Here is a 23,564-nt window from a genome sequence, read left to right as displayed (position 1 = left end):
CCCTGCTGCGCCATGGCCTGTTCCGGAGCACAGCGCATGAGTCCCCTCACCGAGAAGCAGATCCGCGACTCCTTCGTCAACGCGACGAAGCGGGAGATCGCGCAGGCCACCCTCCCGGACCTCGCGGAGGTCGCCTGGGAGCGCCTGGACTACCTCGGCTGGCGCGACCGCAAGGCGCCGCTCGCGGCGTACGTCACCGTGTGGTGCGACGGCGAGCCCGTGAGCGTGCTGCTGCGCGCTCCCTCGGCCGGTGCGGATCGCCGGCGGAGCAAGGGCGTGTGCGCGTGGTGCGAGGACGTCGTCGTCACCGACGACGTCTCGCTCTACGCCGCGCGCCGCGCCGGGGCCGCCGGCCGCAAGGGGGACACGATCGGGACGCTCGTGTGCACCGAGTTCGGCTGCTCGCGCAACGTGCGCCGCAAGCCCACGTACACGGAGGCCGGCAACGATCCCGCCGTCCACGAGGTCTTCACCGAGCTGCGGATCGCTGGGCTGCAGGAACGCTCCCAGCGGTTCGCCCGCGAGGTGCTCCGGACGCGGTAGCGCCTCACCCGGAGGGCGACCAGGTCCAGACCTGGATCCGGCAACGCGGACTCGACCGAGACGGAGCCTTAGGCCGCGAGCGCCCGCTTCACGTCGGCCAGGGACGGGTTGGTCGCCGTCGTGCCGTCCGGGTAGAGCACCGTCGGGACGATCCAGTCGCCGCCGTTGACCTCCGCGACGAAGGCGGCCGTCTCCGGGTTCTCCTCGATGTCGATCTCGGTGTAGGCGATGCCTGCGGAGGCGAGCTGCGTCTTGAGCCGACGGCAGTAGCCGCACCAGGTCGTCGTGTACATCGTCAGAGAGCCCAAGGTCGCCTCCGGGTCGGGGATCGGCACGTCCGCCGGTACTCGCGCACCGGCCGTGCCTATCATCCCTGACACCGTCGACGGTCCGGGTCGTCGACCTCCGCCGTCTCGGCCTCCGGCGCGATGAGCGCGTTCAGGCGTTCTCCGCGACGCCGGTGCGGCGCGCGATCACCCGATGCGGCACCACCGTGTTACTACGGCGCCGCCGCGACGTTCGTGGCCGCCTTCGCGGCTCGCTGAGTGTCGGCGCCGGCTGCGAGAATCGCGAGCGATGTCCACGCACCCTGACGCGATCCTCGACGCCCTCGACCCCGAGCAGCGGGAGGTCGCCACCGCCCTGCGCGGCCCCGTCGTCGTCCTCGCCGGCGCGGGGACGGGCAAGACGCGCGCGATCACCCACCGCATCGCGTACGGCGTGCGCACAGGCGTGTACACACCGACGGCGGTGCTCGCCGTGACGTTCACCGCCCGCGCCGCGGGGGAGATGCGGACGCGCCTGCGCGACCTCGGGGTGGCCGGCGTCCAGGCCCGCACGTTCCACGCCGCAGCCCTGCGGCAGCTCGGGTACTTCTGGCCACGGGTCATCGGCGGGGCGCCGAACCGCATCCTCGAGCACAAGGCGCCGCTCGTCGCGGAAGCCGCGCGGCTCGTCGGCGTGAGCGTGGACCGGGTCGCGGTGCGCGACCTCGCGTCCGAGATCGAGTGGGCGAAGGTCAGCCTGGTCGCCGCGGACGACTACGAGCGCCGCGCCCTGGCCGACGGCCGCACGGCCCCGGCGGGCTTCGACCACCAGCAGGTCGCGCGCCTGGCCAGGGCCTACGAGGACGTCAAGAGCGAGCGGGGTGTCATCGACTTCGAGGACGTGCTCCAGATCCTCGCGGGGATCCTCGCCGAGAACCGAGCGGTCGCGGACGAGGTCCGCGGGCAGTACCGCCACTTCGTCGTCGACGAGTACCAGGACGTCTCGCCGCTGCAGCAGTTCCTGCTCGACCAGTGGCTCGGCGACCGGAACGAGCTGTGCGTGGTCGGCGATCCCTCGCAGACCATCTACTCCTTCACGGGCGCCACCCCCCACTACCTGCTCGGGTTCCGCAAGCGTTTCCCCGCGGCCCAGGAGATCCGGCTGGTGCGCGACTACCGCTCCACGCCCCAGGTGGTGAACCTTGCGAACGAGGTGCTGCGCCGCGGCGGGGTGTCCGGCGCGCTCGAGCTGCGCGCGCAGCGCAAGGCCGGCCCGCCCGTGAGCTTCATGGCGTACGACGACGACGAGGCCGAGGCCGCGGGGATCGCCGCCAAGGCGGCGCGGCTCATCGCGAACGGCATCCACCCGAGCGAGATCGCGGTGCTGTACCGCACCAACGCGCAGTCGGAGGCGTTCGAGGCCGCGCTCGCCGACGCCGGCATCGGCTACCAGGTGCGCGGCGGCCAGCGGTTCTTCCAGCGCAAGGAGGTGCGCGACGCCGTCGTGCTGCTGCGTGGCGCCGCGCGGTCCGCAGACCCTGACCAGCCGATGCCCGAGCAGGTTCGGGACGTGCTCACGACGGCCGGCTGGTCCGAGAAGGCGCCGGCGGCGCGCGGCGCGGCGCGCGAACGGTGGGACGCGATGCAGGCGCTGGTCGGGCTCGCCGACGATCTTGCCCGCACCGGCCCGGCCACGATCGCGAGCCTCGTCGCCGAGCTCGAGGAGCGGGCCGCGGCGCAGCACGCGCCTAAGGTCGAGGGCGTCACGCTCGCGTCGCTGCACGCGGCCAAGGGCCTGGAGTGGGACGCCGTCTTCCTCGCCGGGACGAGCGAGGGCCTCATGCCCATCTCCCTGGCCGAGACGGACGACGCCGTCGCCGAGGAGCGGCGACTGCTGTACGTCGGCGTGACGCGGGCACGGGTGCACCTCGAGGTGTCGTTCGCGCGGTCCCGCACGCCGGGCGGGCGCGCAAGCCGCAAGCGCACGCGGTTCCTCGACGGCCTGTGGCCCGAGCCGGACGGCGGCCGCCGTACCGCGCCGTCCCGCGGCCGGCCCCGCGCCCTGCTCACCGGCGAGCACGACGCCGCGCTCTTCGAGGCGCTGCGGGAGTGGCGCCGCCAGGTGGCCGTGGAGATCGACAAGCCCGCCTATACGGTGCTGACCGACGCCGTGCTCGCGGCGGTCGCCGAGGTGCGCCCGTCATCGGCCTCGCAGCTCGCCCGGATCCAGGGCATCGGCCCCGCAAAGATCGACAAGTACGGGGCCGCGGTGCTGGCCGTCGTGGCCCGTGCGGACGGCGCGAAAAACTTCTCGTAAAAAAAGATGTGGCGCGCGGGGAGAGTCGTTCTATCCTCTGAGTGTCCCTGACGGAGGTGGCGCGCGCCGAGCGGCGAGCGTCCGAGCGCAACGAAGGAGGTGGAAGCAGTGGAGATCAACATCACGATGACGACGGCTCTCGTCGCGCCCACGCATGCCCTGGGTTACGACGTGCCGTCCCGTACGCGTGGACAGAAGCGAGTCTGGCTCGGCAGCTTCCGCCCCGCCCTCGCACCCGACTCCGCATCTGGGAGATCGCCGGCTTAGACCGGAGATCCAGATCCAGGCCGCGGAGTCCTCCCAGGACCCGCGGCCTTCGTGTTTCATCGTCGATGAGAACACCCCGCCCCGCAGGTCCTGAAAGAGCCACAGACGAGCTTTTCAGAACCTGACGGAGGAATCGTGCGACTCGCGCACCTGCTGGACGAGCGTTACCTGGAGATGGCTCCGGGTGCCGCCGCCTGGACCCCCCACCAACCACTGCCGGTCGGCGAAGACGTCGACCGGGCCGCCTTCGACGCCGTGATGAACGGCGTCCTTCCCTGCCGCACCCACGACCCGGAGCTCTGGTTCGCCGAGCACAGCGCCCAGGTCGAGGAGGCCAAGGCGCTCTGCCGCACCTGCCCGCTCATGGAAGGCTGCCTGGCCGGCGCCATCGAGCGCGCCGAGCCCTGGGGTGTCTGGGGCGGCGAGGTCTTCGTCGACGGCGTCGTCGTCGCCCGCAAGCGCGGGCGCGGCCGGCCCCGCAAGTCGGAGGCCGTGGCGGCTGCGTGACCCTTCACTCGCGGCGGAGGGTCACGCAGCCGCACCTCGGGTGCGGCCGCAGCTCGTGCGTCCGCGGCAGCACCTGCGGCAGCGCGAGCTCGACCAGCGCCCCGGCCGACGCCGGCCGGAGCCCGTCGAGGTGCGCGAGCACCTGCGCAGCCGCGAGCGCGGCCGCCCCCGCGGCCAGCGTCGTCTCCTGCGGCAGCTCCTCCGTCTGCCGCAGCTGGGTGGCCAGCGCGGGCCACACCGGGTCCTCGTCGGCCCGGTGCAGCTCGGCGCAGCGCGCGCACGGCGTCACGCCGGGCAGCACGAACGGCCCGACGACGACGTCCGCCTCCCGGACGGCGACCGTCAGGTGCGCCACCCCTTCTCCCATGAGCCGCACGTAGCGCGCCGGCGTCGGCACGTGCGCCTCCACGAGGACGACGACGTCGGCGGCGCCGTCGGGCTGCACGCGCGTGCGCGGCGCTGCCCGCGCGAGGACGACGGCGAGCGCGGCCCACCGCGGCCGCCCGACGTCTCCGGGCCCGTAGGCACCGAGCCCCAGGTCCGTCGTCTGGACGGGCGCAGCGTCCGCGAGCACGAGCGTGCCGACGCCGGCCGTGGCCAGCTGCAGCGCGATCGCGGCGCCCAGCCGCCCCAGCCCGGCGACGGCGACCGCGGACCGCGCCCGTCTGGCGAGCGTCAGGCGGCCCGCGCCGTCGGGGCGCAGTGCGCCGAGCGCGGGGGCGTCGGCGGCGCCGTCACCGACCGCCAGCACCGGGGCTCGACCGCCCGCCGGGTCGGCCGCGTGCAGGAACCCGCCGCGTCGGAGCACCGCCGCGATCTCCTCCCGCCGTGCCGGGACCACGCCGTGGCGGTCGGCCGACGCCACCGGCGACGTGTGGCGCCGCGTCGCCAGCTCGCGCAGCCAGGCGACCTCGGCGGCGTCGAGCCCGGCGAGGCGCAGCGCCCACCGGGGGTCGGTGCCGAGCTGCACCTCGCCCCTGCCGCGGTCGAGCACGGGCGTGCCGGCGCGCATCCGCAGCCGCGCGATGCTCTGGTCCCGAGTCATGGCGCCAGCGTGGCAGCGCGGGCGACGGGACGTCCGGCGTCGTCCACAGCCCCTGTACGTGGCCGATCCCGGTGTGTGCTGCGCCACTCGGTTGACCCTTTGGGTACGGTCGGGACGTGGCCCCTGACACGCGCACGTCCCTCGCGACGTCCGTCGAGGTCCGTCGCAGCCGGCGACGGACCTCCACGGTGAGCGCTTACCGCGAGGGCGACCGCACGATCGTCGCCATCCCGGCCCGGTTCTCGCGCGCCCAGGAGCAGGAGTGGGTCGCCAAGATGCTCGCCCGGCTCGAGGACAAGGAGAAGCGGCGCCGCCCGTCCGACGGCGAGCTCATGGCGCGCGCCGTCGACCTCTCGGAGCGGTACCTCGACGGTAGGGCGCAGCCGTCCAGCGTCCGCTGGTCGGGCAACCAGGGGCGGCGCTGGGGCTCGTGCACCCTGGGGGACCGGACGATCCGGATCTCCACGCGCGTGCAGGGCATGCCGGCCTGGGTGCTCGACTACGTGCTCCTGCACGAGCTGGCGCACCTGCTGCACGCAGGCCACGGCACGGAATTCTGGCGGCTGCTCGAGGCTTACCCGCGCACCGAGCGCGCGCGGGGCTTCCTCGACGGCGTGTCGTTCACCCAGGACGACTGATCACTCGTCGCCCAGCAGGTCCGCCAGGGCGGCGTCCATCTCCGTGTCGGCGATCTTCTGCGCCGCGCGGCGGGCCAGGTAGCCGGCCGGGTCGTCCAGGTCGCGCGGGCCGGGCAGCAGGTCCGGGTGGTCCCACACCGCGTCACGCCCCTCGGCGCCCCCGGCGGTGTACACGTGGGCGAACAGCGCCGCCGCGTCGCGCGAGCGCCGCGGCCGCAGCTCCAGGCCCACGAGCGACGCGAACGTCTGCTCGGCCGGCCCTCCCGCGGCCCGGCGGCGGCGCAGCATCTCGCGCAGCGGCACCGCGTGCGGCAGGTGGGGGAGCGCGGCCTGGGCGCTGACCTCGTCGACCCACCCCTCGACCAGGGCGAGCGCCGTCTCCAGCCGCAGCAGCGTGGACTTCTGCTCTGCCGTCGGCTGCACGCCGAACACACCGCCTCCCGAGAGCGCGGCCCGCAGCTGGTCCGGGTCGGCCGGGTCGACGTCGCGCACCTGCTCCTCGAGCGTCCCGAGGTCGATCGTGATGCCGCGCGCGTACTGGTCCACGAGACCCAGCAGGTGCGCGCGCACCCACGGGACGTGCGTGAACAGGCGTGCATGCGCGGCCTCGCGTACCGCGAGGAACGAGCGCACCTCGTCGGCCGGGGCGTCGAGGCCCTCGGCGAACGCGGCGACGTTGGTCGGCAGCAGCGCCGTGCCCGACCCCGGCAGGAGCGGTAGGCCGACATCGGTGGCGCCGAACACCTCGCGGGACAGCGTGCCCGCCGCCTGGCCCACCTGCATGCCGAACGCGGCCGCGCCCAGGCGGCGCAGGATCTGGGCCGGGTCGAGCCCGCCCAGCCCCAGCTGCTCGAGACCCAGCCCCTCCTGCCCCGGCAGGCCAGGGAGCTGCAGCCCCACCTCGACGTCGTCCGGCAGCTGGTCGCCCAGCACCGTGGCCAGCGCGTCGGCCATCGACGCCGCGACCGGCGCCACCAGGCTGTTCCACGCCGGCAGCGTCGCCTCGACCCACTCCGAGCGGCTCCACGCATGCTTCTGGCCGCCCGACGGCGCCAGCGTCGTCGCCGCGTCGAGCCACAGCTCGGCGATGGTCAGCGCGCTCGTCGCGGCACGGGCCTGGTTGGCCGTCAGCGACGGGTCGCCCTCCGCGATCGCGACCTGACGTGCCAGGTCCCGTGCGACGTCGGTGTTCACCGGCCCGTCGCCTGGCGTCGACAGCAGGCGCTGCACCTGGGCGAGCGCGTTCTGCAGCGTCGCCGGGTCGGGCAGCGCCCCCTCGTCCGCGAACGCCGCGGGGTCCAGGCCCTGCGCGCGCATCTGCGCCAGGACGTCGTCTGCGCGGTCACCGAACAGCTGGCTCAGCAGCTCGCGCAGCCGGCGCTCGCGGTCGTCGTCAGGACTGGACATGTCGTCGGGGAAGGACATCGAGCACTCCTCAGGGGTCGGTGTTCACCGTAACCACGACGACGAGCGTGAGTGCCTGGGCGGTTCCCCCTTTCGCCCACAGCGCAGCCAGCGGTCAGGCTGCGCCAGGCGCAGCGGGGATGATGGGTTCGTGACATCGACCGAACCCCGCTCCCGGGTGCTCAGCGGTTCCCTCCTGGCCACTGCAGCGCTCGCGGCCGCGGCCATGGTGCTGCCGACGGGCTTCGCCGTGCGCGGCCCGGGCCCCACCGAGGACACGCTGGGTTCGCAGAACAAGGTCCCGCTCGTGGAGATCAAGGGCGCGCGGACGTACCCGCCGTCGGGAGAGCTGCGCCTGACCACCGTCTCGGTGGGCGGTGGGCCGGTGAGCGACGTGTTCGCGGCCGACGTGCTCGCCGCCTGGTCCTCGCCGCAGCGGGCGGTGCTGCCGGTCGAGACGGTGTTTCCCGTCGGGATCACGCAGCAGCAGCAGCAGGAGCAGGGCCAGGCGCAGATGACCAGCTCGCAGGAGTCTGCGACGGCAGCCGCGCTCACCGAGCTCGGCTACACCGTCCGGGTGACGCTCACGATCTCCGGCGCGCCGAGCGGCTCGCCCGCGGAGGGGATCGTCAAGGAGGGCGACGTCATCCGCACGCTCGACGGCTCCGACATCACGACGTACGACGACCTGCTGTCCGGCCTCGCCGCGGTCACGCCGGGCGACGATGTCGTCCTCGGTGTCGACCGTGACGGGGCGCGGAAGAACCTCACCGTCACCACCAGGGACGGCACCACGCCCGACGGCGGCCGCCGCGCCGCGCTCGGCGTGCTCGTCTCGTCGGCCTACGACTTCCCGGTCGACGTCTCCATCCGCATCGAGGACATCGGCGGGCCGAGCGCGGGGATGATGTTCGCCCTCGCGATCATCGACCGCCTTACGCCGGAGGACGAGCTGCGCGGCCAGGTCGTCGCCGGCACCGGCACGATCGACGTCGACGGGACCGTCGGCCCGATCGGTGGCATCGAGCAGAAGATGCACGGAGCGCTGCGCGACGGCGCCACGTGGTTCCTGGCGCCTGAGAGCAACTGCGACGAGGTCGTCGGCGCGGTGCCCGCAGGGCTGCACGTCGCGAAGGTGTCGACGCTGGCGGAGGCGCGTCACGCGATCACGGCCATCGGCGCAGGTGACGGCGCGACGCTGCCCACCTGCTCCTGACCGTCCGGGCTCGAGACCGCGAAGTGAGCGGCTCGCCGTGCACATCGCGCCACCAGGCAAGAGGGTGAGGTGGGAACCTGGGTAGACCGGGGGACGTTAGCCCAGACGTCGCGTGAACTCGCGGCCCGGACCCATCCGAGCGAGGTACCTGTGTCGTTCGCTTCAACCCGCCGCCCCACCCCGCCCTCGCGGCGGCGCCCGAGCCCGATCGTGATCACGGTCGTCGTGCTCGCGGTCGTGATCGCGGCGGTGCTGCTGCTCGCCCAGTTCTGGACCGAGGTGATGTGGTTCCAGGCCCTCGACTTCAGCCGGGTGGTCTGGACGCAGTGGATCACGCGCGGCGTCCTCTTCGTGCTCGGGTTCGCGCTCATGGCCGGGGCGCTCTACTGGTCGTTCAGCGCGGCCTACCGCGCGCGGCCCGTGTATGCGCCGTCGACGCCCGAGCAGGCCACGCTCGACCAGTACCGCGAAGCCGTCGAGCCGCTGCGGCGCGTGGTCATGATCGCCGCGCCGATCGTCGTCGGCTTCTTCGCCGGGGTCGCCGCGTCGTCGCAGTGGCGCACCGTGCTGCTCGCCCTCAACTCGGTGCCGTTCGGCAAGGACGACCCGCAGTTCCACATCGACCTGGGCTTCTACATCTTCCAGCTGCCCGCGCTGCGGTTCGTGCTGAGCTTCCTCGTCGCCGTCGTCATCGTGGCCGGCATCGCGGCCGTGGTGACGCACTACCTCTACGGCGGGCTGCGGATCGGCCCCGTGCCCGAGGGCACGTCCCGCACGACGCGTGCGGCGCGCGTCCAGCTCGCCCTGACGGCCGCGGTGCTGATGCTGCTGGTCGCCGCGAACTACTGGGTCGACCGGTACGCCCTGCTGACGTCGGCGGGCGACAAGTTCGACGGCGCCTCGTACTCCGACGTGCACGCCGTGATCCCTTCCAAGGCGATCCTCGCCGGCGTGGCCGTGCTCGTGGCGGTCGCGTTCGCCATCGCGGCCTTCCGGGGCAACTGGCGCCTGCCCGCGATCGGCGTCGGGCTCATGGTCGTCTCGGCCATCGCGATCGGCGGGATCTACCCGTGGGTGGTCCAGCGCTTCCAGGTGAACCCCAACGCGCAGGAGCTCGAGACGCCCTTCATCCAGCGCAACATCGACGCGACCATCGCCGCGTTCGGACTGCAGGGCGTCGCGCCCGAGCAGTACGCCGCGAAGACGACGGCCGAGGCCGGCGCGCTGCGCCAGGACGCCGAGACGACGGCGTCGATCCGCCTGCTCGACCCGCAGATCGTCAGCCCGTCGTTCCGCCAGCTCCAGCAGAACAAGCAGTACTACGACTTCACGAGCCACCTCGCCGTCGACCGGTACACGGTGGCGGGTACCTCGCGCGACACCGTCATCGCGGTGCGCGAGCTCAACCTCGACGGCCTGGGCGCCTCCCAGCGCAACTGGGTCAACGACCACACCGTGTTCACGCACGGGTACGGCGTCGTCGCGGCGTACGGCAACCAGACCGGCCCGGACGGGCGGCCCGCGTTCTTCGAGGGTGGCATCCCCACGCAGGGCGCTCTGTCGGACGAGCAGAAGTACGAGCCGCGCATCTACTTCAGCCCCAAGACGACGGCGTTCTCGATCGTGGGTGCGCCCAAGGGCACGACGTCGTGGGAGCTGGACTACCAGGCCGACGACGACAAGGGCGGCGGCCAGGTCAACACGACGTTCCCGACGAACAAGGTCACGGCCGGCCCGAGCGTCGGCTCGCTGTGGGCCAAGCTGCTCTACGCGATCAAGTTCGGCTCGCAGGAGATGCTGTTCTCCGACCGCGTCACCAGCGACTCACAGATCCTGTACGACCGCGACCCGCAGCAGCGCGTGGCGAAGGTGGCCCCGTGGCTGACGCTCGACAACCGGCTGTACCCCGCCGTCGTCGACGGTCGCGTCAAGTGGATCGTCGACGGGTACACGACGTCGAACGCCTACCCGTACTCGACGTCGACGCCGATGAGCGAGTCGATCGCCGACACGCTGACGGCCGCGCAGGCGCAGGGGCTGCCGGTACAGCTGCCGCCGAGCGTCAACTACATCCGCAACTCGGTCAAGGCGACCGTCGACGCCTACGACGGCACGGTCACCCTCTACGCGTGGGAGCCGAACGACCCGGTGCTCAAGGCGTGGGAGAAGGTGTTCCCGGGCGCGGTCCAGCCGATGTCCGAGATCTCGGGCGACCTGATGAGCCACCTGCGCTACCCCGAGGACCTCTTCAAGGTGCAGCGCACGCTCCTGCAGAAGTACCACGTGCGTGACGCCGCCCAGTTCTTCTCCGGGCAGGACTTCTGGCACAGCCCGCAGGATCCGACGGCAGCCAGCAGCCCCGCGTCGCTGCAGCCGCCGTACTACCTGACGCTGCAGATGCCCGGTCAGAAGCAGGCTGCCTTCTCGCTGACCAGCCTGTTCATCCCGGGCGGCAACTCCGACCGGCAGATCCTCACAGGCTTCCTCGCCGTGGACTCCGAGGCGGGCTCGACGGCCGGCAAGAGGTCGGAGGACTACGGCAAGCTCCGGCTGCTCGCGATGCCACGGGACAACACCGTGCCCGGCCCCGGCCAGGTGCAGACCAACTTCAACACCAATCCGACCATCTCCCAGCAGCTCAACGTGCTCGAGATCGGCTCGTCGGTGATCAAGCGTGGCAACCAGCTCACGCTGCCCATCGGCGGCGGGCTGCTGTACGTCCAGCCGGTCTACATCCAGTCGGCGACGGGCACGCAGTTCCCGCTGCTGCGCAAGGTGCTGGTGGCGTTCGGCGACTCCATCGGGTTCGCCGACACCCTCGACCAGGCGCTGGACCAGGTGTTCAAGGGCGACTCCGGCGCCGCTGCGGGCGACGCCGGCAACGGGCAGGGCCAGACACCGGCGCCACCGTCGACCGGCCAGACCCCGCCGGCGAACGCCGACGCGCGCGCCCAGCTCAACCAGGCGCTGCAGGACGCGAACAAGGCGCTCCACGACGGTCAGACCGCCCTGAAGTCGGGTGACTTCGCGGCCTACGGCGAGGCCCAGCAGCGGCTCCAGGAGGCGCTGCAGCGGGCCGTCGCGGCGGACCAGGCGCTGGGCAACGCTGCCGGCTGAGTGTGATCTACGCCCGCTCCCGGGATCCGATTTGGTCGATCCCGGGAGCGTGGCGTAATGTTCACGGAGTCGACGCGGGGTGGAGCAGCTCGGTAGCTCGCTGGGCTCATAACCCAGAGGTCGAGGGTTCAAATCCCTCCCCCGCTACCACATGAAAGGCCCTCTGATCTGGCTTCAAGCCAGGTCAGAGGGCCTTTCGCTTGCCCGGGAGCGCGGGGAGTCACGAGCCAGAAGATCGGGAACCGCTGGTGCGGCCGTGCCGGGTCTCAACCGCAAGGTGTCAGTCGGGCTGCCCGGACATGTCGGCCGGTGCTCGGGCAGTCCCGCCCTCCGCCAGGTCGACGAGACGGGAAAAGTGCTCCCACTCCGCGAGTGCGTCTTTCGTCGACCCGTCCTGGCCGAAGAGGTGAGCGGCCGTCCGGCTCGCGTCACTGGCCTCTTCGATCCGTCCGAGCGCCTCAAGCGCGCGACCTCGAAGGCGACTCGCGCCGGCGGCTTCACGTGCAGTGGCGCCGTCGTCGACGCCCGGCAGCGCCTGCAAGATCTCGAGGGCCCGGGCCGGCTGATGGCGACGGATCAAGAGCTCGGCTCGCGTGCGATCAAGCTCGATGCGAACGGCAGGGTTGCCCGCGATCGCGAGGCGGTGGGCAGCGCGATCGACGGCGTCGTCGATGCTGGAGCTGTCGATACCTGCCCGAACTCGCCAGATCGCGGTAGCAGCCCAGAAGCGCGCCCAGCGACGCAGGTCAACCTGCGGATCCAGCGCCATCCCGGCATCGTCGTGCAGGGCGACGCCGTCATCGATCCGAACCGTGCTGTGGATAATCCCCGCCGTCGCGCTCGCCCTGGCGGCTCTGGCGCTCGCCGCACACCTCGGGAACCCCGACCCCACACTTGCAGCGTGGACGGCTGGAGCCCGCGTCGTCGGTGCCGCCGGCGGGGCCTGGCTGGTCGCCACTGGCGTCAGCGCCGCCGCAGCGCCCGAACGTCAACTCATCCGCTACTTCCAGCAACGGTAGAGCTCCTCCTGGGCACCCGGAAGGTCTTGGTGCCGCTGACCTGCTCGCGCACGTCGCGCGCCGACGCGAGGCGGTCCTGGAGGCGACCCGCATGCGCGGCCACCGTCAGGCCGGTGCGACGCGCGCGGCTTGCGGACGATCGGGATGCGCGAGCGTGAGCGGGAGGATGACGGAGTCGATCATCCGGACCGCGAACTCGTCGTCGACTCGCTGGCCGGCGACAACCTTGCGGTACGCGATCATCGCGGGTGCGACGCACGCGACCATCTCCAGGTCGACGTCCGCGCGCAGCTCGCCGCGGCGCTGCGCCCGCTCGAGGAGCTCCCGCATGAGGGTGACACGTGAGCGCACGAACTGGTCGTGGAACACCGCCGCGACCTCGGGGTTCTCGCGGACGGCCGACATCAGGCCGGACATGATCTCGGTGTCGTCGGGCCGGTGCCGTCCGAACCGGACGGACATCAGGTCGTCGCGCAGGTTGCCGGTATCGGGCAGGTCGTCGATCGACAGGGGCATGCCGCTGCCGCAGGTGATGGCGTCGACAGTCATCTCGACCTTGGACGACCAGCGGCGGTAGACCGTGGCCTTGCCCGCGCCGGCCCGGGCGGCGACGGCGTCCATCGTCATGCCGTCGAAGCCTCGTTCGGCGAGGAGCTCGCGGGCGGCCGTGAGGATCGCGTCGTCCTTGGACTCGTCACGCTTGCGGCCGGTTCGGCGTGCGACGGCGTCGTCTGCCGTCTGGACGCTGCTCATGGCGTTCCTCCCGCTCGTGACGGGCATCAGCCTACCCGGAACTCCAACGATACTGGGGGGTTTCGGAACTGCCGAGTGCTGGAATAGTATCGGCGCATCGACCACGACGTCCCAGGAGCATCGCCATGTCGTCACCGAACCCCACCCCGGCACCCGAGGGACGCAACCGCTGGCTCGTCCTGGCGACGGTCGCCCTCGCTCAGCTCATGGTCGTGCTCGACGCGACCATCGTGAACATCGCCCTGCCCTCCGCCCAGGCGGACCTCGGGTTCAGCGACAACGACCGCCAGTGGGTCGTCACCGCCTACGCGCTCGCGTTCGGCAGCCTCCTGCTGCTCGGCGGCCGGCTCTCGGACATGTTCGGCCGCCGCCGGATGTTCCTGATCGGCCTCGTCGGCTTCGCGGTGGCCTCGGCGCTCGGCGGTGCCGCGCAGAGCTTCGAGTTCCTCGTCGGCGCGCGCGCCCTGCAGGGCATGTTCGCGGCGGTGCTCGCGCCCTCGGCCCTGTCCGTGCTGACGACGACGTTCACGATCCCCAAGGAGCGCGCCCGGGCGTTCGGGGTGTTCGGAGCCATCGCCGGTATGGGGGGCGCGATCGGGCTGCTGCTCGGCGGCTACCTGACGGAGAACATCGACTGGCGCTGGAACCTGTACGTCAACGTCTTCATCGCGGCGATCGCGTTCGTGGCCGGCACCATGCTGCTGGCCCGCCACGAGGAGAAGCACAGCACCAAGGTCGACGTTCCCGGTGTCGTCCTCGCCTCGGCCGGGCTGTTCGCCCTGGTGTTCGGGTTCTCCCAGGCCGAGCCGCAGGGCTGGGACGCGCCCGTGGTGTGGGGCTCGCTGGCCGCGAGCGTCGTGCTGCTCGCCGCATTCGTCGTGCGGCAGCGGTCCGCCGCGCACCCGCTGCTGCCGCTGGAGGTGGTCGTCGACCGCGACCGTGGCGCAGGGTTCCTGTCGATCCTGGTCGCCGGGTCCGGCATGTTCGGCGTGTTCCTGTTCCTGACGTACTACCTGCAGCTCACGCTCGGGTACTCGCCCCAGCAGACCGGTGTCGCGTTCCTGCCGATGGTCGTCTTCATCGTCATCACCGCGCAGATCCAGACGAACATCCTGGTGCCCCGGATCGGTCCCAAGGTGCTGGTGCCGGTCGGCATGGTCTTCGGCGCGGCCTCGATGCTGTGGTTCAGCACGCTCGAGGCGGGCAGCGGCTATCCGCGCGTGCTCGTCGGCCTCATCGGCATGGGCATCGCGATGGGCTCGATCATGCCGTCGTCGTTCCAGTTCGCCACCCTCGGCGTCGCCCGCCAGCAGGCCGGTGCCGCCTCGGCGATGGTCTCGACCAGCCAGCAGATCGGCGGCGCGATCGGGACGGCCGTCCTGAATACCCTCGCGGCGACCGCGGCGACCGCGTACGTCCGGGGCCACGCCCCGGCGACGCCCGAGGTGATCGCGGCCGGTGCGCTGCACAGCTTCTCCGTCGCGTACCTGTGGTCGGCCGGGATCTTCATCCTGGGCGCGATCGTCGCGGGGAGCGTCTTCCGGACCCGGACCGACCGCGCCGCGCGCCTCGCGAACGAGCCCGCCGAGGACCGGGCGAGCGGCCCGGTGCTCGCGAACTGACATCGACCCGACCGCGTGGCCTCCTCATCAGCGGTTGCGGGTCGAGTTCCCCGATGCTTCTGCGCGACCCCTCAGCCCTCCTGAGCCGTCGCGAGCCTGGTGCGGCCGGCGTCACCCTCTCTGACGCCGTCTCCCTCTCCGTCGAGCGCGGGGCGCCCGGTCTGCGGCCGGGCCGGGAACTGCATGAGCAGGAGTGCGCCGCCGTCCACCGAGACGCCGGCCCGCACCCGGCCGCCGCGAGCGGCCACGAGGCCGCGCACGATGCCGAGGCCGAGCCCGTTCTGCGAGAGGCCGTCCGCGCTGGGGGTGGCCTCGACGGCGCCGGTGTTGATGGCCGCCACGAGCTCCTGGCTCAGGCCGGGACCCGAGTCGCCCACGCCGATCTCGATCCACCCACCCGGCCCGATCCGGCCGGTCAGCCGGACGACGTCCCCGTCGTCGGTGTACCTCACGGCGTTCTCGACCAGCGTGTCGAGCGCCGCGCGTAGCCGCTCCCGCGCGCCGCGGATGTACCCCGCCTCCGCCTCGACCACCCAGCGGCGGTCGACGACCTGGGCCCAGCGCTCGGCTGTCTCCTGGAGGACCGCGTCGACATCGACGCGCGTCAGGTCCGCCCCACCCTGCATCCGGATCGCCCGCATGAGGCGGTCCGTCACACGGGTCAGGCGGCTCAGCTCGTCGGCCACGACGGCAAGGTCGCGGCGCTCCTCCGGGTCAGCCGTGCGCTCATGCAGCACCTCGACGTAACCGCGCGCGATCGTCAGCGGCGTGCGCATCTCGTGCGAGGTGAGCCGGGTGAGCCGCTCCCGGTTCGCGGCCAGCTCCTGCGCTTCCTGCGCCATCGCGGTGACGGACTGGAGGGCGAGCTGGCGGCGGCGCACATGCCACACGGACAGCACCATGAGCACGCTCATGAGCGGGATCTCGGTCGCCTCCTGCCACGGGACGAACCCGTTCAGCGCGGCGCTCATGAGCACGGCGCCGGTCGCGACGGTGCAGAGCGCGAGGCCCGAGACGGCCCACGACAGGCGCCAGTCGCCGATCGCGTACAGCAGCGCGAACGACGCCCAGGCGATGTGGTAGGGGAGCGTCTCGTCACCTGGCAGTGCCGCCATCAGCCAGGTGCACAGCGCTGCGATCGTGAGCCACACGAGAAACAGCGTCCGAGCGCCCACACGCTCGGCGACCCCCGCCACGCGGTCACTCGATCTCGAAGCTGTACCCGACACCGCGCACCGTCTCGATCGGAGGGAAGGGCTGCAACTTCTGGCGCAGGCGGCGCACGCACACCTCCACCACGTTGCTGGCGTGGTCGACGTCGAGCCCCCACACCGCGCGCAGGAGGTCGTCCCGTCGGCACACCCCGCCGGGCCGGCGCATGAGGTGGACGAGCAGTGCCGTCTCCCGCTGCGTGAGGGGGACGTTCCTGCCGTTCACGAGCGCGGTCCGGCGGTCGAGGTCGACGCGGACGCCGCCGGCGGAGACGTAGCGGGGCGCCTCCCGCACCGAGCCGAGGCCGAGGTGACGGCGCGCGCGGGCGAGCAGCTCGACGACGGAGAACGGCTTCTGGACGACGTCGATCGCGCCGCGCTCGAGCGCCTGCACGCGGGTCGCGACGTCGGTGACCGCGGACAGCACGATGACTGGCGTCGGGTCCATGCGGATGCCGAGCGACGAGAGGACGGCGAACCCGTTGCCGTTGGGCATCATCAGGTCGAGGACCACGAGGTCGACACCACCCTGCGCGAGCCGGTCCAGTGCGGAGTGGCCGTCGGGCGCCGTGACCACGCGGTGGCCCTCGGCCGTGAGCGAGCGGGCGAGGAGGTGGCGGATCCGTTCCTCGTCGTCGACCACCATCACTGTGCTCACGGACCGCACATCCCTTCGGCGCACCGCGCCGTGCCTCGGGACCCGGCTCCGTCGCCGGCCTCGGGTCTGTGGACTTGCTGGGAAGACCAGGGCCAGCATCGCCCTCCCGCACGCGCGGGTGCACGTGCAACCGGCCAAGTTCACCCAGGGTCCCGAGACGCCCGTCCGGCCACGGCCGTCCTCATGACAGGTCGATGACAGGCCGATGAGCAACCCGCAAGGAAGCCGGAACGGGCGTCGCCCGCGGCGCATCTTGGCCTCCGAGGAGACGGCTCGTCGAAGGAGTGCGGATCATGCGTGGACAGCGAGCCAGGTCACGCGGTCGGGGTGGTCGACGCGGCGCATCCGGATGGGTGGCCACGTTGGCGGCGGTCGGGTTGGTCGTGACGGTCGGCGCGGGGGCACCGATCCTGATCGCCGCCCCGGCCGCGGCCGCGACCAACGCCTTGACGCTGCAGGTCGTCAGCGCCCGGACCGAGCCCCGCGCCCTCGGCGGCGCCGGCGTTACCAAGGGCGACCCGGTCAGCACGTTCTCCTACCTCGTGAGCGTCGACAACACGGGCACGGCGGAGCAGCGTTCCCCCGCCCCCGGGACTGGCTGCGCGGCATCGGACCCCGGCTATCCCGCGTCGTGCGCGTGGCCGTCGGTCCAGGACGTCCCGCACGCGAGCACGGTCTACACGCACGGTGACCAGAGCGACTTCGCCGATGGCGGGACGCTGACGCTCCCGGACGGGCGCTACCTCATCTCCGTCCTCGCCGACGGCTACAAGATCGACGGCGTCCACGTGACGATGCCGCTGGACGGCACCGCGCCGGTGGTCGTCGAGCTGCAGCCGGACCCGCTGCCCGACAGCACGCTGCGCGCGCAGGTCTTCGCCGACATCTCGCCCACCGACGGCGCCCCCGACGCCGGTGACCCGGGGCTGGCGCACTTCGTCGGCCACATCAATGACTACCTCGGCGAGGTCACCACCGACGTCTACGGCAACCCGCTGTGCACGACGTACGTCGGCGAGGACCCGGTCACCCACCAGATACCGCTCGCGAGCCTGGACGCGGACATGGCGCCGGTGGTGGACACGCCCGGCGGCACCTGCGAGTCCGACGCGGACGGGCTGCTGACGATGCCGCACCTGGGGAGCAACCGGTACGCGCTCTCGGTGACGCCGCCGGACGGCGAGACGTGGATCCAGACGACGACTCTCGAGGGCAACCACGACTGGGACGCCTGGCTGATGGAGGGCTCCACCGGGTTCGACACCGAGTTCACACTCGCAGGCGAGCCCGTGCCACAGCCCATCTTCGGGTTCGTGCAGCCGCTCCGCGACGGGCAGCCCGTGAGCGCGACGGGGACCGGTCACATCACGGGCGTCGCCGAGACGATCAAGGCGTACACCCCGCCGAAGGGCGGCACGCTCGACTTCTGGAACGCCAAGACGGGGACGCGCGCCGACAAGCCGATGCCCTACGCGTGGCTGTCGCTGGCGGACGTCAACAACGGCGATCAGGCGGTCTGGGTCGGCCGGGCCGCAGCCGACGGATCGTTCGACATCAGCGGCGTCCCTGCCGGGGACTACACCCTGAGCTGGTGGGACGAGCCGCAGAACTACGCGCTCGGCCTGACGCAGCTCACCGTCCAGGATGGCCAGGTCGAAGACCTCGGCAACCTGCCGCTCAACGGCTGGTGGACGACGTACGACGGCTACGTCTTCAACGACACCAACCGCAACGGCGTCAAGGACCCCGGCGAGCCGGGCGTCCCGAACTTCACGCTCACGCTGCGCCGGCAGGAGAACTCGCTCCTGGACCGTGGCCAGACGTCCGCGACCACGGACGCCACCGGCCACTACTCCTTCGAGGCCGCCTACCCGCTGGGTGAGTGGACCGTCATGGAGGCCTACAGCGACTCGTTCCACACGACCGGCGTCACCTACCAGGCCGACAACCAGCCGCAGCCCACGACCGTCAAGGGTGCGGGCGTCGACGTGAGCGTCCTCTCGATCATCGGCCTCGGCGGCCGCATGGACTGGGGCGTGCACGCGTACGACCCCAGCGGTACCACCGGCGGGGCCGACCCCCGCAACGGCGGGATCGTCGGCACGGTCAGCTACGACACGACGCGCAACGAGCTCGACCCGCAGTACGCGGTGGTCGAGGACTGGCAGCCGGGCGTGTCCGACCTGCCCGTCGAGCTGTACGCGCCTGTCGACTGCGGCACCACCGGCGCGCCCTGCGACGCGAACGAGCAGTACGAGCTCGCCCCCGACGGCTCGTACGCGCGGGGCAAGCTGCTGAACACCTACGTCACCGAGTCGTACAGCCGGCCGACCGGGTGCACGGCACGCGATGTCGACGGCAACCCGCTGGTGCACGGCGTCGACGAGAACGCGCTCGTGCCGAACCAGTCGACGGACGGCGTGTGCCTGTCCTCGCCGATGCAGGCGGTGCAGTTCGGCCCGTACCCGACAGACCAGGGCACGGCGGACGCGAACTTCGGTGCGGCCCTCGACGGCAACTACGGCTTCGGCGACGCCTGCGTCGACGGCACGCTCGACGCGACCGACCCCGCCGCGCCGGTGTGCGACGGCGGCGAGTTCACCCCGCTCGGCGCCGGCGACTACCTCGTGCACGTCGTCGTCCCGGACGACGCGTCCGGGACGCCGAGCTACACGTTCACGCGCGAGGAGGACATCAACATCGGCCGCGGGGACCAGATCGTTCCCCAGGTGCCGCCGCCGGCCTGCGCCGGCGCCCTCCACACCGTGGACCTCGCGGGCGACGGCACCGACGGGTACCCGGCGGTCGTGGGCGACGGCGGGGTCGACAACGAGCTCCCCGTGGGCGTCACCGTGCCGGCGTCCGAACCCGTCGACAACGCAACGTTCATCGACCTCGGTGGTTCGCCCTACGAGGGCACCGCGAAGCCCCGGTGCGACACCAAGCTCGTCCGGGTCAACAACGGCAAGTCCGTCGTCCCGGCGTTCAACGTGTTCACGGACGTGCCGGTACCGAGCCGGTTGCGCGGCTTCGTCGTCGACGACGTCAACTTCTCGGCCGACCCGCGCAGCACGCTGTACGGCGAGAAGGCCGGCGTCCCGTTCGCCCCGATCGGCATCTACGACTTCTCGAACCGGCTCGTCGACACGATCGAGTCCGACTTCAACGGCATCTACGACGTCCTGCTGCCGTCGACCAACCACATCAGCTGCCCCACGCCGTCCGGCGTGTGCGCGAACATGTACCGCTTCGTGGCCAACGACCCCGGTGCGCCCGGGCGGCTCAACCCGAACTACAACCCGCGGTACCGGACGATCGCCACCGAGTTCGAGGCGCTGCCCGGGCTGATCATCCCGACGGACCTCGCGCCGACGCAGGTCGGGACGACGGTCGAGGCACCCGGGACCGGGATCCAGGCGGGCGTGACCTGCGAGCAGGACCCCGTGGCGCCGCAGCTCCTCGCTGTCTCGACGCCGTACGTCAGGGGCAGCGGCTCGTTCACGATCACCGGCACCGGCCTCGGCGCGAGCAAGGGCGCCGGGGAGGTGACGCTCGACGGCGCGACCGTGCTGCCGACGACCGCCTGGGACGCCGGGCACATCGACGTCACCGTGCCACCGGGCACCGCTCCGGGCCCGCACCAGCTCGCGGTCACCGCGGACAACGGCATGACCACCGTCAACGGCCTGACGTTCCACGTGCTCAGCGGCACCGCGCTGCCCGCGTTCCCGGCCGGGGCGGTCCTGGACACCTTCGACAGGAGCACCGCCAGCACGACCCAGGCGCTCGGTAACGCGTGGGGCGGGCTGAACCTGACGCTCAGCAGCGCCAACTACCGGATCACGCCGAGCTCGCCGGCCGTGACCGCGAACCAGGCGCAGCTGCGCGGCATCGGCGGGAACGTCTACCGGAGCAGCGGCGCGGCGCCGGGCGCGAACCAGGACGCCTACGTGACCCTGACCAAGACCGTCCCGGCGACGGGCAACCGGCAGGCGGGCGTGCTCCTCAAGGCCGCCGGGTTCGTCGCGGGGGCTCCGACGACGTACGTCGCGGTGCGGTACAACGCGACCGCCTCGACCGTCACCGTGACGACGTCCGCGACCGTGCTCCAGGCGCTCGCGCCGGTGACGCAGGCGACGTTCCCAGGCATCACGTTCGCCGACGGCGACCGGATCGGGGCGCGCGTGCTCGCGGACGGCACCGTGACGGCGTACAAGAACGGCACGGCGGTCGGGTCCGTCAACATCCGGACCACGGCCAACCCGTGGCCGGCCGCACTGTCCGCGGCGGGCGGTCGCATCGGCCTGAGCTCGGCGGCACCGGGTCTGACGACCTTCGCCGCGCCGAACGACGTGCGGTTCGACGACCTCGGCGGCGGCACCGTCACCGTCGGGGCCGCGGGTTACAGCCCGAACGTCTACGAGGTCGGCCCCGGCCGGGCCTTCACGACCATCCAGTCGGCGATCGACGCCGCGTACGCCAGCAACGGAGACGACCTGGTCGTCGTCTACCCGGGCCAGCCGGACGCGTCGAACCCGTTCGGCAACCCGCGCGGCGCGTACTACGAGAACCTCATCATGACGTCGCCGATCAAGCTCCAGGGCGTCGGCCCGGGCGGCTTCCAGGGCAGCACCTTCGTGCCCGGCTCGATCATCGACGCCGGAGCGTTCGGCGGCGACACCGCGCTCGCCACCGCCTGGTACGCGAAGATCGGCACGCTGACCTGGGACGGCAACCAGTCCGTCTACGACGGGCAGGCGGTCTACGTGCTCGCGTCGCAGAACCAGACGACGGCCGCCGGCGCGGCGCGCCAGTTCACCGCGTCCTACAAGGCGTCGATCGACGGCTTCGACCTCCGCGGCGGCGACCAGCAGGGCTTCCCGGGCAACCTCAGCGACGTCACCGGCGCTCCCACGGGCCTGCCCCCGAACGTCGTCACGCAGGGCGGCGCCATCTACGCCAACGCGTATGCGCGCAACCTCCAGATCACCAACAACGTCGTCCAGAACAACGGCGGCGCGTACGGCACCATCCGCATCGGCACCCCGGACCTGCCGGCGCCCGACACGAACCAGCACAACGAGGACGTGCGGATCGCGCACAACCGGCTCGTCTCGAACGCGGGCACGAACCTGGCCGGTGCGGTGGGCCTGTTCAACGGCTCCGACCGGTACGAGGTCGCGGACAACGACATCTGCGGCAACTTCGCGCTCGAGTACGGCGGCGGCGTCAGCGTCTACGGCCTGAGCCCGAACGGGAAGATCCATGACAACCGCGTCTACTACAACAGCTCGAACGACGAGGGCGCCGGGATCATGGTCTCCGGCCAGCTCCCGGCTACCGCGGGCGAGCTGTCGCCGGGCACCGGGCCCGTGGACATCTACGGGAACCAGATCCAGGCGAACATCGCCAACGACGACGGCGGTGGCGTCCGGTTCCTCATGGCCGGCAACTTCCCGATGAACGTCTACGACAACGTCGTCGCGAACAACGTCTCCACCCACGAGGGCGGCGGCATCGCGATCGACGACGCGCCGAACGTCCGGGTCTTCAACAACACGATCATGAAGAACCTCACGACCGCGACGGCCGTGACGTCGAACGGCCAGCCGGCCCCCGCGGGCCTGTCGACCGCCGCGAACAGCGACCAGCTTCAGGCCACCCTGCCCGCCGGCTCGCCGGTGTTCAGCAAGCCGCTCCTGTTCAACAACGTCTTCTGGGACAACCGGGCGGGTACCCGTGGCGGCACGGCCGTCACCGGACTCGGCCTCACCGGTGACGCCTCACCGATCGACGAGTGGGACCTCGGTGTCGCCGACGGGTCGGGCGCGCTCGCCCCGACGAGCTCGGTCGTCCAGCAGGACGCCGCTGCGCACCCGTACGCCGTGAGCCCCACCAACACGGCCTCCGACCCGGGCGTCGTCGCTCCCTTTGACCTGTCCGTGTCCTTCGCCACGTGGCGGCAGAACCCGGCGTTCGTCGACGCGACGCTGTCCATGGTCGAGGTTCCGCCCAACCAGCTGGGCAACTACCACCTGGCGGCGTGCCCGGGCTCCTCGGCCTGCAACCTGGGCGTCCCGAGCATCGCGGTCCCGCCCTACCAGCAGCCCGGCTCCACGCTGGCCGCGCCCGCGACCGACATCGACCGCCAGGCGCGCCCCGCGCTCGGCGGGTTCGACGCCGGCGCCGACGAGTTCGGCGCGACGGCCGTCGTCGGTGGCGGTGCCGGCGGTGGCGGCCCGGTAGCGCCGGTGCTGTGGTTCTCGACGGCCGGTGCCACCAACCCGCCGAACGTCGCGGGGACGGCGGACGACGCCGACGTGTACAGCTGGGACGGCTCGGCGTTCGCACGGTCGGTCGACGTGAGCGCACTGCCGACCCCGTTGCCGGGCACCGCGAACGTCGACGGCTACTCACGCACCGACGACACGCACTTCTATCTCTCGTTCGCCGATGCCGTGACGATCGCGCTGCCCGGTCCGGACCTCACCGTCCAGGACGAGGATGTCGTCCGCTACGACGCCGGGACCTGGTCGCTGTACTTCGACGGCAGCGCCAACGGCGTGGGGTCGACCGACCTCGATGCCATCAGCGTCGACGGCGGAACGCTGACCTTCTCGACGGACTCGACCTTCGTACCACCGGGCGCGGGCGGATCGGGCGACGACGCGGACATCTACCGCTGGAACGGCGGCAGCTCCTACACCCGCGTCGCGGACGCCTCCGCCCTCGGGTGGTCCACCGCGAACGTCGACGGGCTGGTGTGGACCGACGCGACGCACGTGCTGCTCTCGTACTCGAGCGACACGACCGCACCCGGTGGCCTGGCCGTCCAGGACGAGGACGTCGTGCAGCTCGCGGGTGCGACGTGGTCGACGTCCTTCGACGGCACCGCCGCCGGCCTGACCCAGGCCGGCCAGGACCTGGACGCCTTCGATGTCCCGTGACGCCGGCGGCCCCCGCCGCACCAGCAGCCTTCCC

16 protein-coding genes and 1 tRNA gene are annotated in these 23,564 nt (G+C 72.0%); 10 read left to right on the top strand and 7 right to left on the bottom strand.

Translation table 11 applies throughout. The features are described 5' to 3' along the window. Positions 1 to 36 precede the first annotated feature (36 nt). The gene (locus ACO4JP_RS15650; RefSeq protein WP_425954903.1) at positions 37 to 543 is read left to right on the top strand and encodes an FBP domain-containing protein; all 507 of its coding nucleotides are present in this window, start codon (positions 37 to 39) and stop codon (positions 541 to 543) included. A gap of 68 nt (positions 544 to 611) precedes the next feature. Here the strand turns inward: ACO4JP_RS15650 and ACO4JP_RS15645 are convergent, their stop codons facing one another. Beyond that, positions 612 to 836, bottom strand: coding sequence for a mycoredoxin (locus ACO4JP_RS15645; RefSeq protein WP_425954902.1), 225 nt, complete (start codon positions 834 to 836; stop codon positions 612 to 614). A 283-nt stretch (positions 837 to 1,119) separates the two neighbouring features. On the opposite strand from ACO4JP_RS15645, the gene ACO4JP_RS15640 reads away from it, so the two are divergent. Both ACO4JP_RS15640 and ACO4JP_RS15635 read left to right on the top strand, forming a co-directional pair. Further along, positions 1,120 to 3,126, top strand: a complete 2,007-nt coding sequence (locus ACO4JP_RS15640) for an ATP-dependent helicase (protein WP_425954901.1) — start codon at positions 1,120 to 1,122, stop codon at positions 3,124 to 3,126. Positions 3,127 to 3,528: 402 nt separating this feature from the next. After that, positions 3,529 to 3,900: a WhiB family transcriptional regulator gene (locus tag ACO4JP_RS15635; RefSeq protein WP_425954900.1), complete on the top strand. Its 372-nt coding sequence runs from the start codon at positions 3,529 to 3,531 to the stop codon at positions 3,898 to 3,900. A gap of 4 nt (positions 3,901 to 3,904) precedes the next feature. Here ACO4JP_RS15635 and ACO4JP_RS15630 read toward each other — a convergent pair whose 3' ends face one another. After that, positions 3,905 to 4,945 (bottom strand): TOMM precursor leader peptide-binding protein, encoded by a 1,041-nt coding sequence (locus ACO4JP_RS15630; RefSeq protein WP_425954899.1) that lies wholly within the window; start codon positions 4,943 to 4,945, stop codon positions 3,905 to 3,907. 116 nt (positions 4,946 to 5,061) lie between these two features. Here ACO4JP_RS15630 and ACO4JP_RS15625 point away from each other — a divergent pair, with 116 nt between their 5' ends. Beyond that, positions 5,062 to 5,583, top strand: a complete 522-nt coding sequence (locus ACO4JP_RS15625) for a SprT-like domain-containing protein (RefSeq protein WP_425954898.1) — start codon at positions 5,062 to 5,064, stop codon at positions 5,581 to 5,583. Here ACO4JP_RS15625 and ACO4JP_RS15620 read toward each other — a convergent pair whose 3' ends face one another. Then, positions 5,584 to 7,008 carry a zinc-dependent metalloprotease gene (locus ACO4JP_RS15620; protein WP_425954897.1) on the bottom strand — a complete coding sequence of 475 codons (1,425 nt, stop codon included), beginning with the start codon at positions 7,006 to 7,008 and terminating at the stop codon, positions 5,584 to 5,586. A gap of 130 nt (positions 7,009 to 7,138) precedes the next feature. Here ACO4JP_RS15620 and ACO4JP_RS15615 point away from each other — a divergent pair, with 130 nt between their 5' ends. The 3 genes from ACO4JP_RS15615 to ACO4JP_RS15605 all read left to right on the top strand — a co-directional run bounded on the left by ACO4JP_RS15615 (position 7,139) and on the right by ACO4JP_RS15605 (position 11,470). Continuing rightward, positions 7,139 to 8,203 carry a YlbL family protein gene (locus ACO4JP_RS15615; protein WP_425954896.1) on the top strand — a complete coding sequence of 355 codons (1,065 nt, stop codon included), beginning with the start codon at positions 7,139 to 7,141 and terminating at the stop codon, positions 8,201 to 8,203. Between the two features lie 150 nt (positions 8,204 to 8,353). Further along, complete coding sequence (locus ACO4JP_RS15610) at positions 8,354 to 11,320, top strand: UPF0182 family protein (RefSeq protein WP_425954895.1); 2,967 nt, start codon at positions 8,354 to 8,356, stop codon at positions 11,318 to 11,320. A gap of 73 nt (positions 11,321 to 11,393) precedes the next feature. Next, positions 11,394 to 11,470: transfer RNA gene (locus ACO4JP_RS15605), tRNA-Met, on the top strand. Between the two features lie 130 nt (positions 11,471 to 11,600). On the opposite strand, the gene ACO4JP_RS15600 is transcribed toward ACO4JP_RS15605, so the two are convergent. After that, positions 11,601 to 12,089, bottom strand: coding sequence for a hypothetical protein (locus tag ACO4JP_RS15600; RefSeq protein WP_425954894.1), 489 nt, complete (start codon positions 12,087 to 12,089; stop codon positions 11,601 to 11,603). 43 nt (positions 12,090 to 12,132) lie between these two features. Between ACO4JP_RS15600 and ACO4JP_RS15595 the strand changes: the two genes are divergently transcribed. After that, positions 12,133 to 12,339: a hypothetical protein gene (locus ACO4JP_RS15595; protein ID WP_425954893.1), complete on the top strand. Its 207-nt coding sequence runs from the start codon at positions 12,133 to 12,135 to the stop codon at positions 12,337 to 12,339. 105 nt (positions 12,340 to 12,444) lie between these two features. On the opposite strand, the gene ACO4JP_RS15590 is transcribed toward ACO4JP_RS15595, so the two are convergent. Then, on the bottom strand, positions 12,445 to 13,092 hold the full coding sequence (locus ACO4JP_RS15590; RefSeq protein ID WP_425954892.1) for a TetR/AcrR family transcriptional regulator: 648 nt from the start codon (positions 13,090 to 13,092) through the stop codon (positions 12,445 to 12,447). Between the two features lie 125 nt (positions 13,093 to 13,217). On the opposite strand from ACO4JP_RS15590, the gene ACO4JP_RS15585 reads away from it, so the two are divergent. Then, the gene (locus ACO4JP_RS15585; protein ID WP_425954891.1) at positions 13,218 to 14,714 is read left to right on the top strand and encodes an MFS transporter; all 1,497 of its coding nucleotides are present in this window, start codon (positions 13,218 to 13,220) and stop codon (positions 14,712 to 14,714) included. A gap of 71 nt (positions 14,715 to 14,785) precedes the next feature. Here ACO4JP_RS15585 and ACO4JP_RS15580 read toward each other — a convergent pair whose 3' ends face one another. Both ACO4JP_RS15580 and ACO4JP_RS15575 read right to left on the bottom strand, forming a co-directional pair. After that, the gene (locus ACO4JP_RS15580) at positions 14,786 to 15,865 is read right to left on the bottom strand and encodes a sensor histidine kinase (protein ID WP_425954890.1); all 1,080 of its coding nucleotides are present in this window, start codon (positions 15,863 to 15,865) and stop codon (positions 14,786 to 14,788) included. A gap of 49 nt (positions 15,866 to 15,914) precedes the next feature. After that, positions 15,915 to 16,583 carry a response regulator transcription factor gene (locus ACO4JP_RS15575; RefSeq protein ID WP_425954889.1) on the bottom strand — a complete coding sequence of 223 codons (669 nt, stop codon included), beginning with the start codon at positions 16,581 to 16,583 and terminating at the stop codon, positions 15,915 to 15,917. Between the two features lie 383 nt (positions 16,584 to 16,966). Here ACO4JP_RS15575 and ACO4JP_RS15570 point away from each other — a divergent pair, with 383 nt between their 5' ends. Next, the gene (locus ACO4JP_RS15570) at positions 16,967 to 23,530 is read left to right on the top strand and encodes an SdrD B-like domain-containing protein (protein WP_425954888.1); all 6,564 of its coding nucleotides are present in this window, start codon (positions 16,967 to 16,969) and stop codon (positions 23,528 to 23,530) included. Positions 23,531 to 23,564 lie beyond the last annotated feature (34 nt).

This window comes from Xylanimonas sp. McL0601 (assembly GCF_049852175.1).
In the GTDB taxonomy this organism is placed as follows: Bacteria; Actinomycetota; Actinomycetes; order Actinomycetales; family Cellulomonadaceae; genus Xylanimonas.
Note: the sequence above shows the minus strand (reverse complement) of the source record. Positions and strands in the feature narration are given on the sequence as shown.

Excerpts from the sequence above, each read along its gene's own strand:
- ACO4JP_RS15585 (WP_425954891.1), top strand. The coding sequence starts at position 13,218 with ATGTCGTCACCGAACCCCACCCCGGCACCCGAGGGACGCAACCGCTGG.
- ACO4JP_RS15620 (WP_425954897.1), bottom strand. The coding sequence starts at position 7,008 with ATGTCCTTCCCCGACGACATGTCCAGTCCTGACGACGACCGCGAGCGC.
- ACO4JP_RS15600 (WP_425954894.1), bottom strand. The coding sequence starts at position 12,089 with ATGGCGCTGGATCCGCAGGTTGACCTGCGTCGCTGGGCGCGCTTCTGG.
- ACO4JP_RS15650 (WP_425954903.1), top strand. The coding sequence starts at position 37 with ATGAGTCCCCTCACCGAGAAGCAGATCCGCGACTCCTTCGTCAACGCG.
- ACO4JP_RS15640 (WP_425954901.1), top strand. The coding sequence starts at position 1,120 with ATGTCCACGCACCCTGACGCGATCCTCGACGCCCTCGACCCCGAGCAG.
- ACO4JP_RS15630 (WP_425954899.1), bottom strand. The coding sequence starts at position 4,945 with ATGACTCGGGACCAGAGCATCGCGCGGCTGCGGATGCGCGCCGGCACG.
- ACO4JP_RS15590 (WP_425954892.1), bottom strand. The coding sequence starts at position 13,092 with ATGAGCAGCGTCCAGACGGCAGACGACGCCGTCGCACGCCGAACCGGC.
- ACO4JP_RS15645 (WP_425954902.1), bottom strand. The coding sequence starts at position 836 with ATGTACACGACGACCTGGTGCGGCTACTGCCGTCGGCTCAAGACGCAG.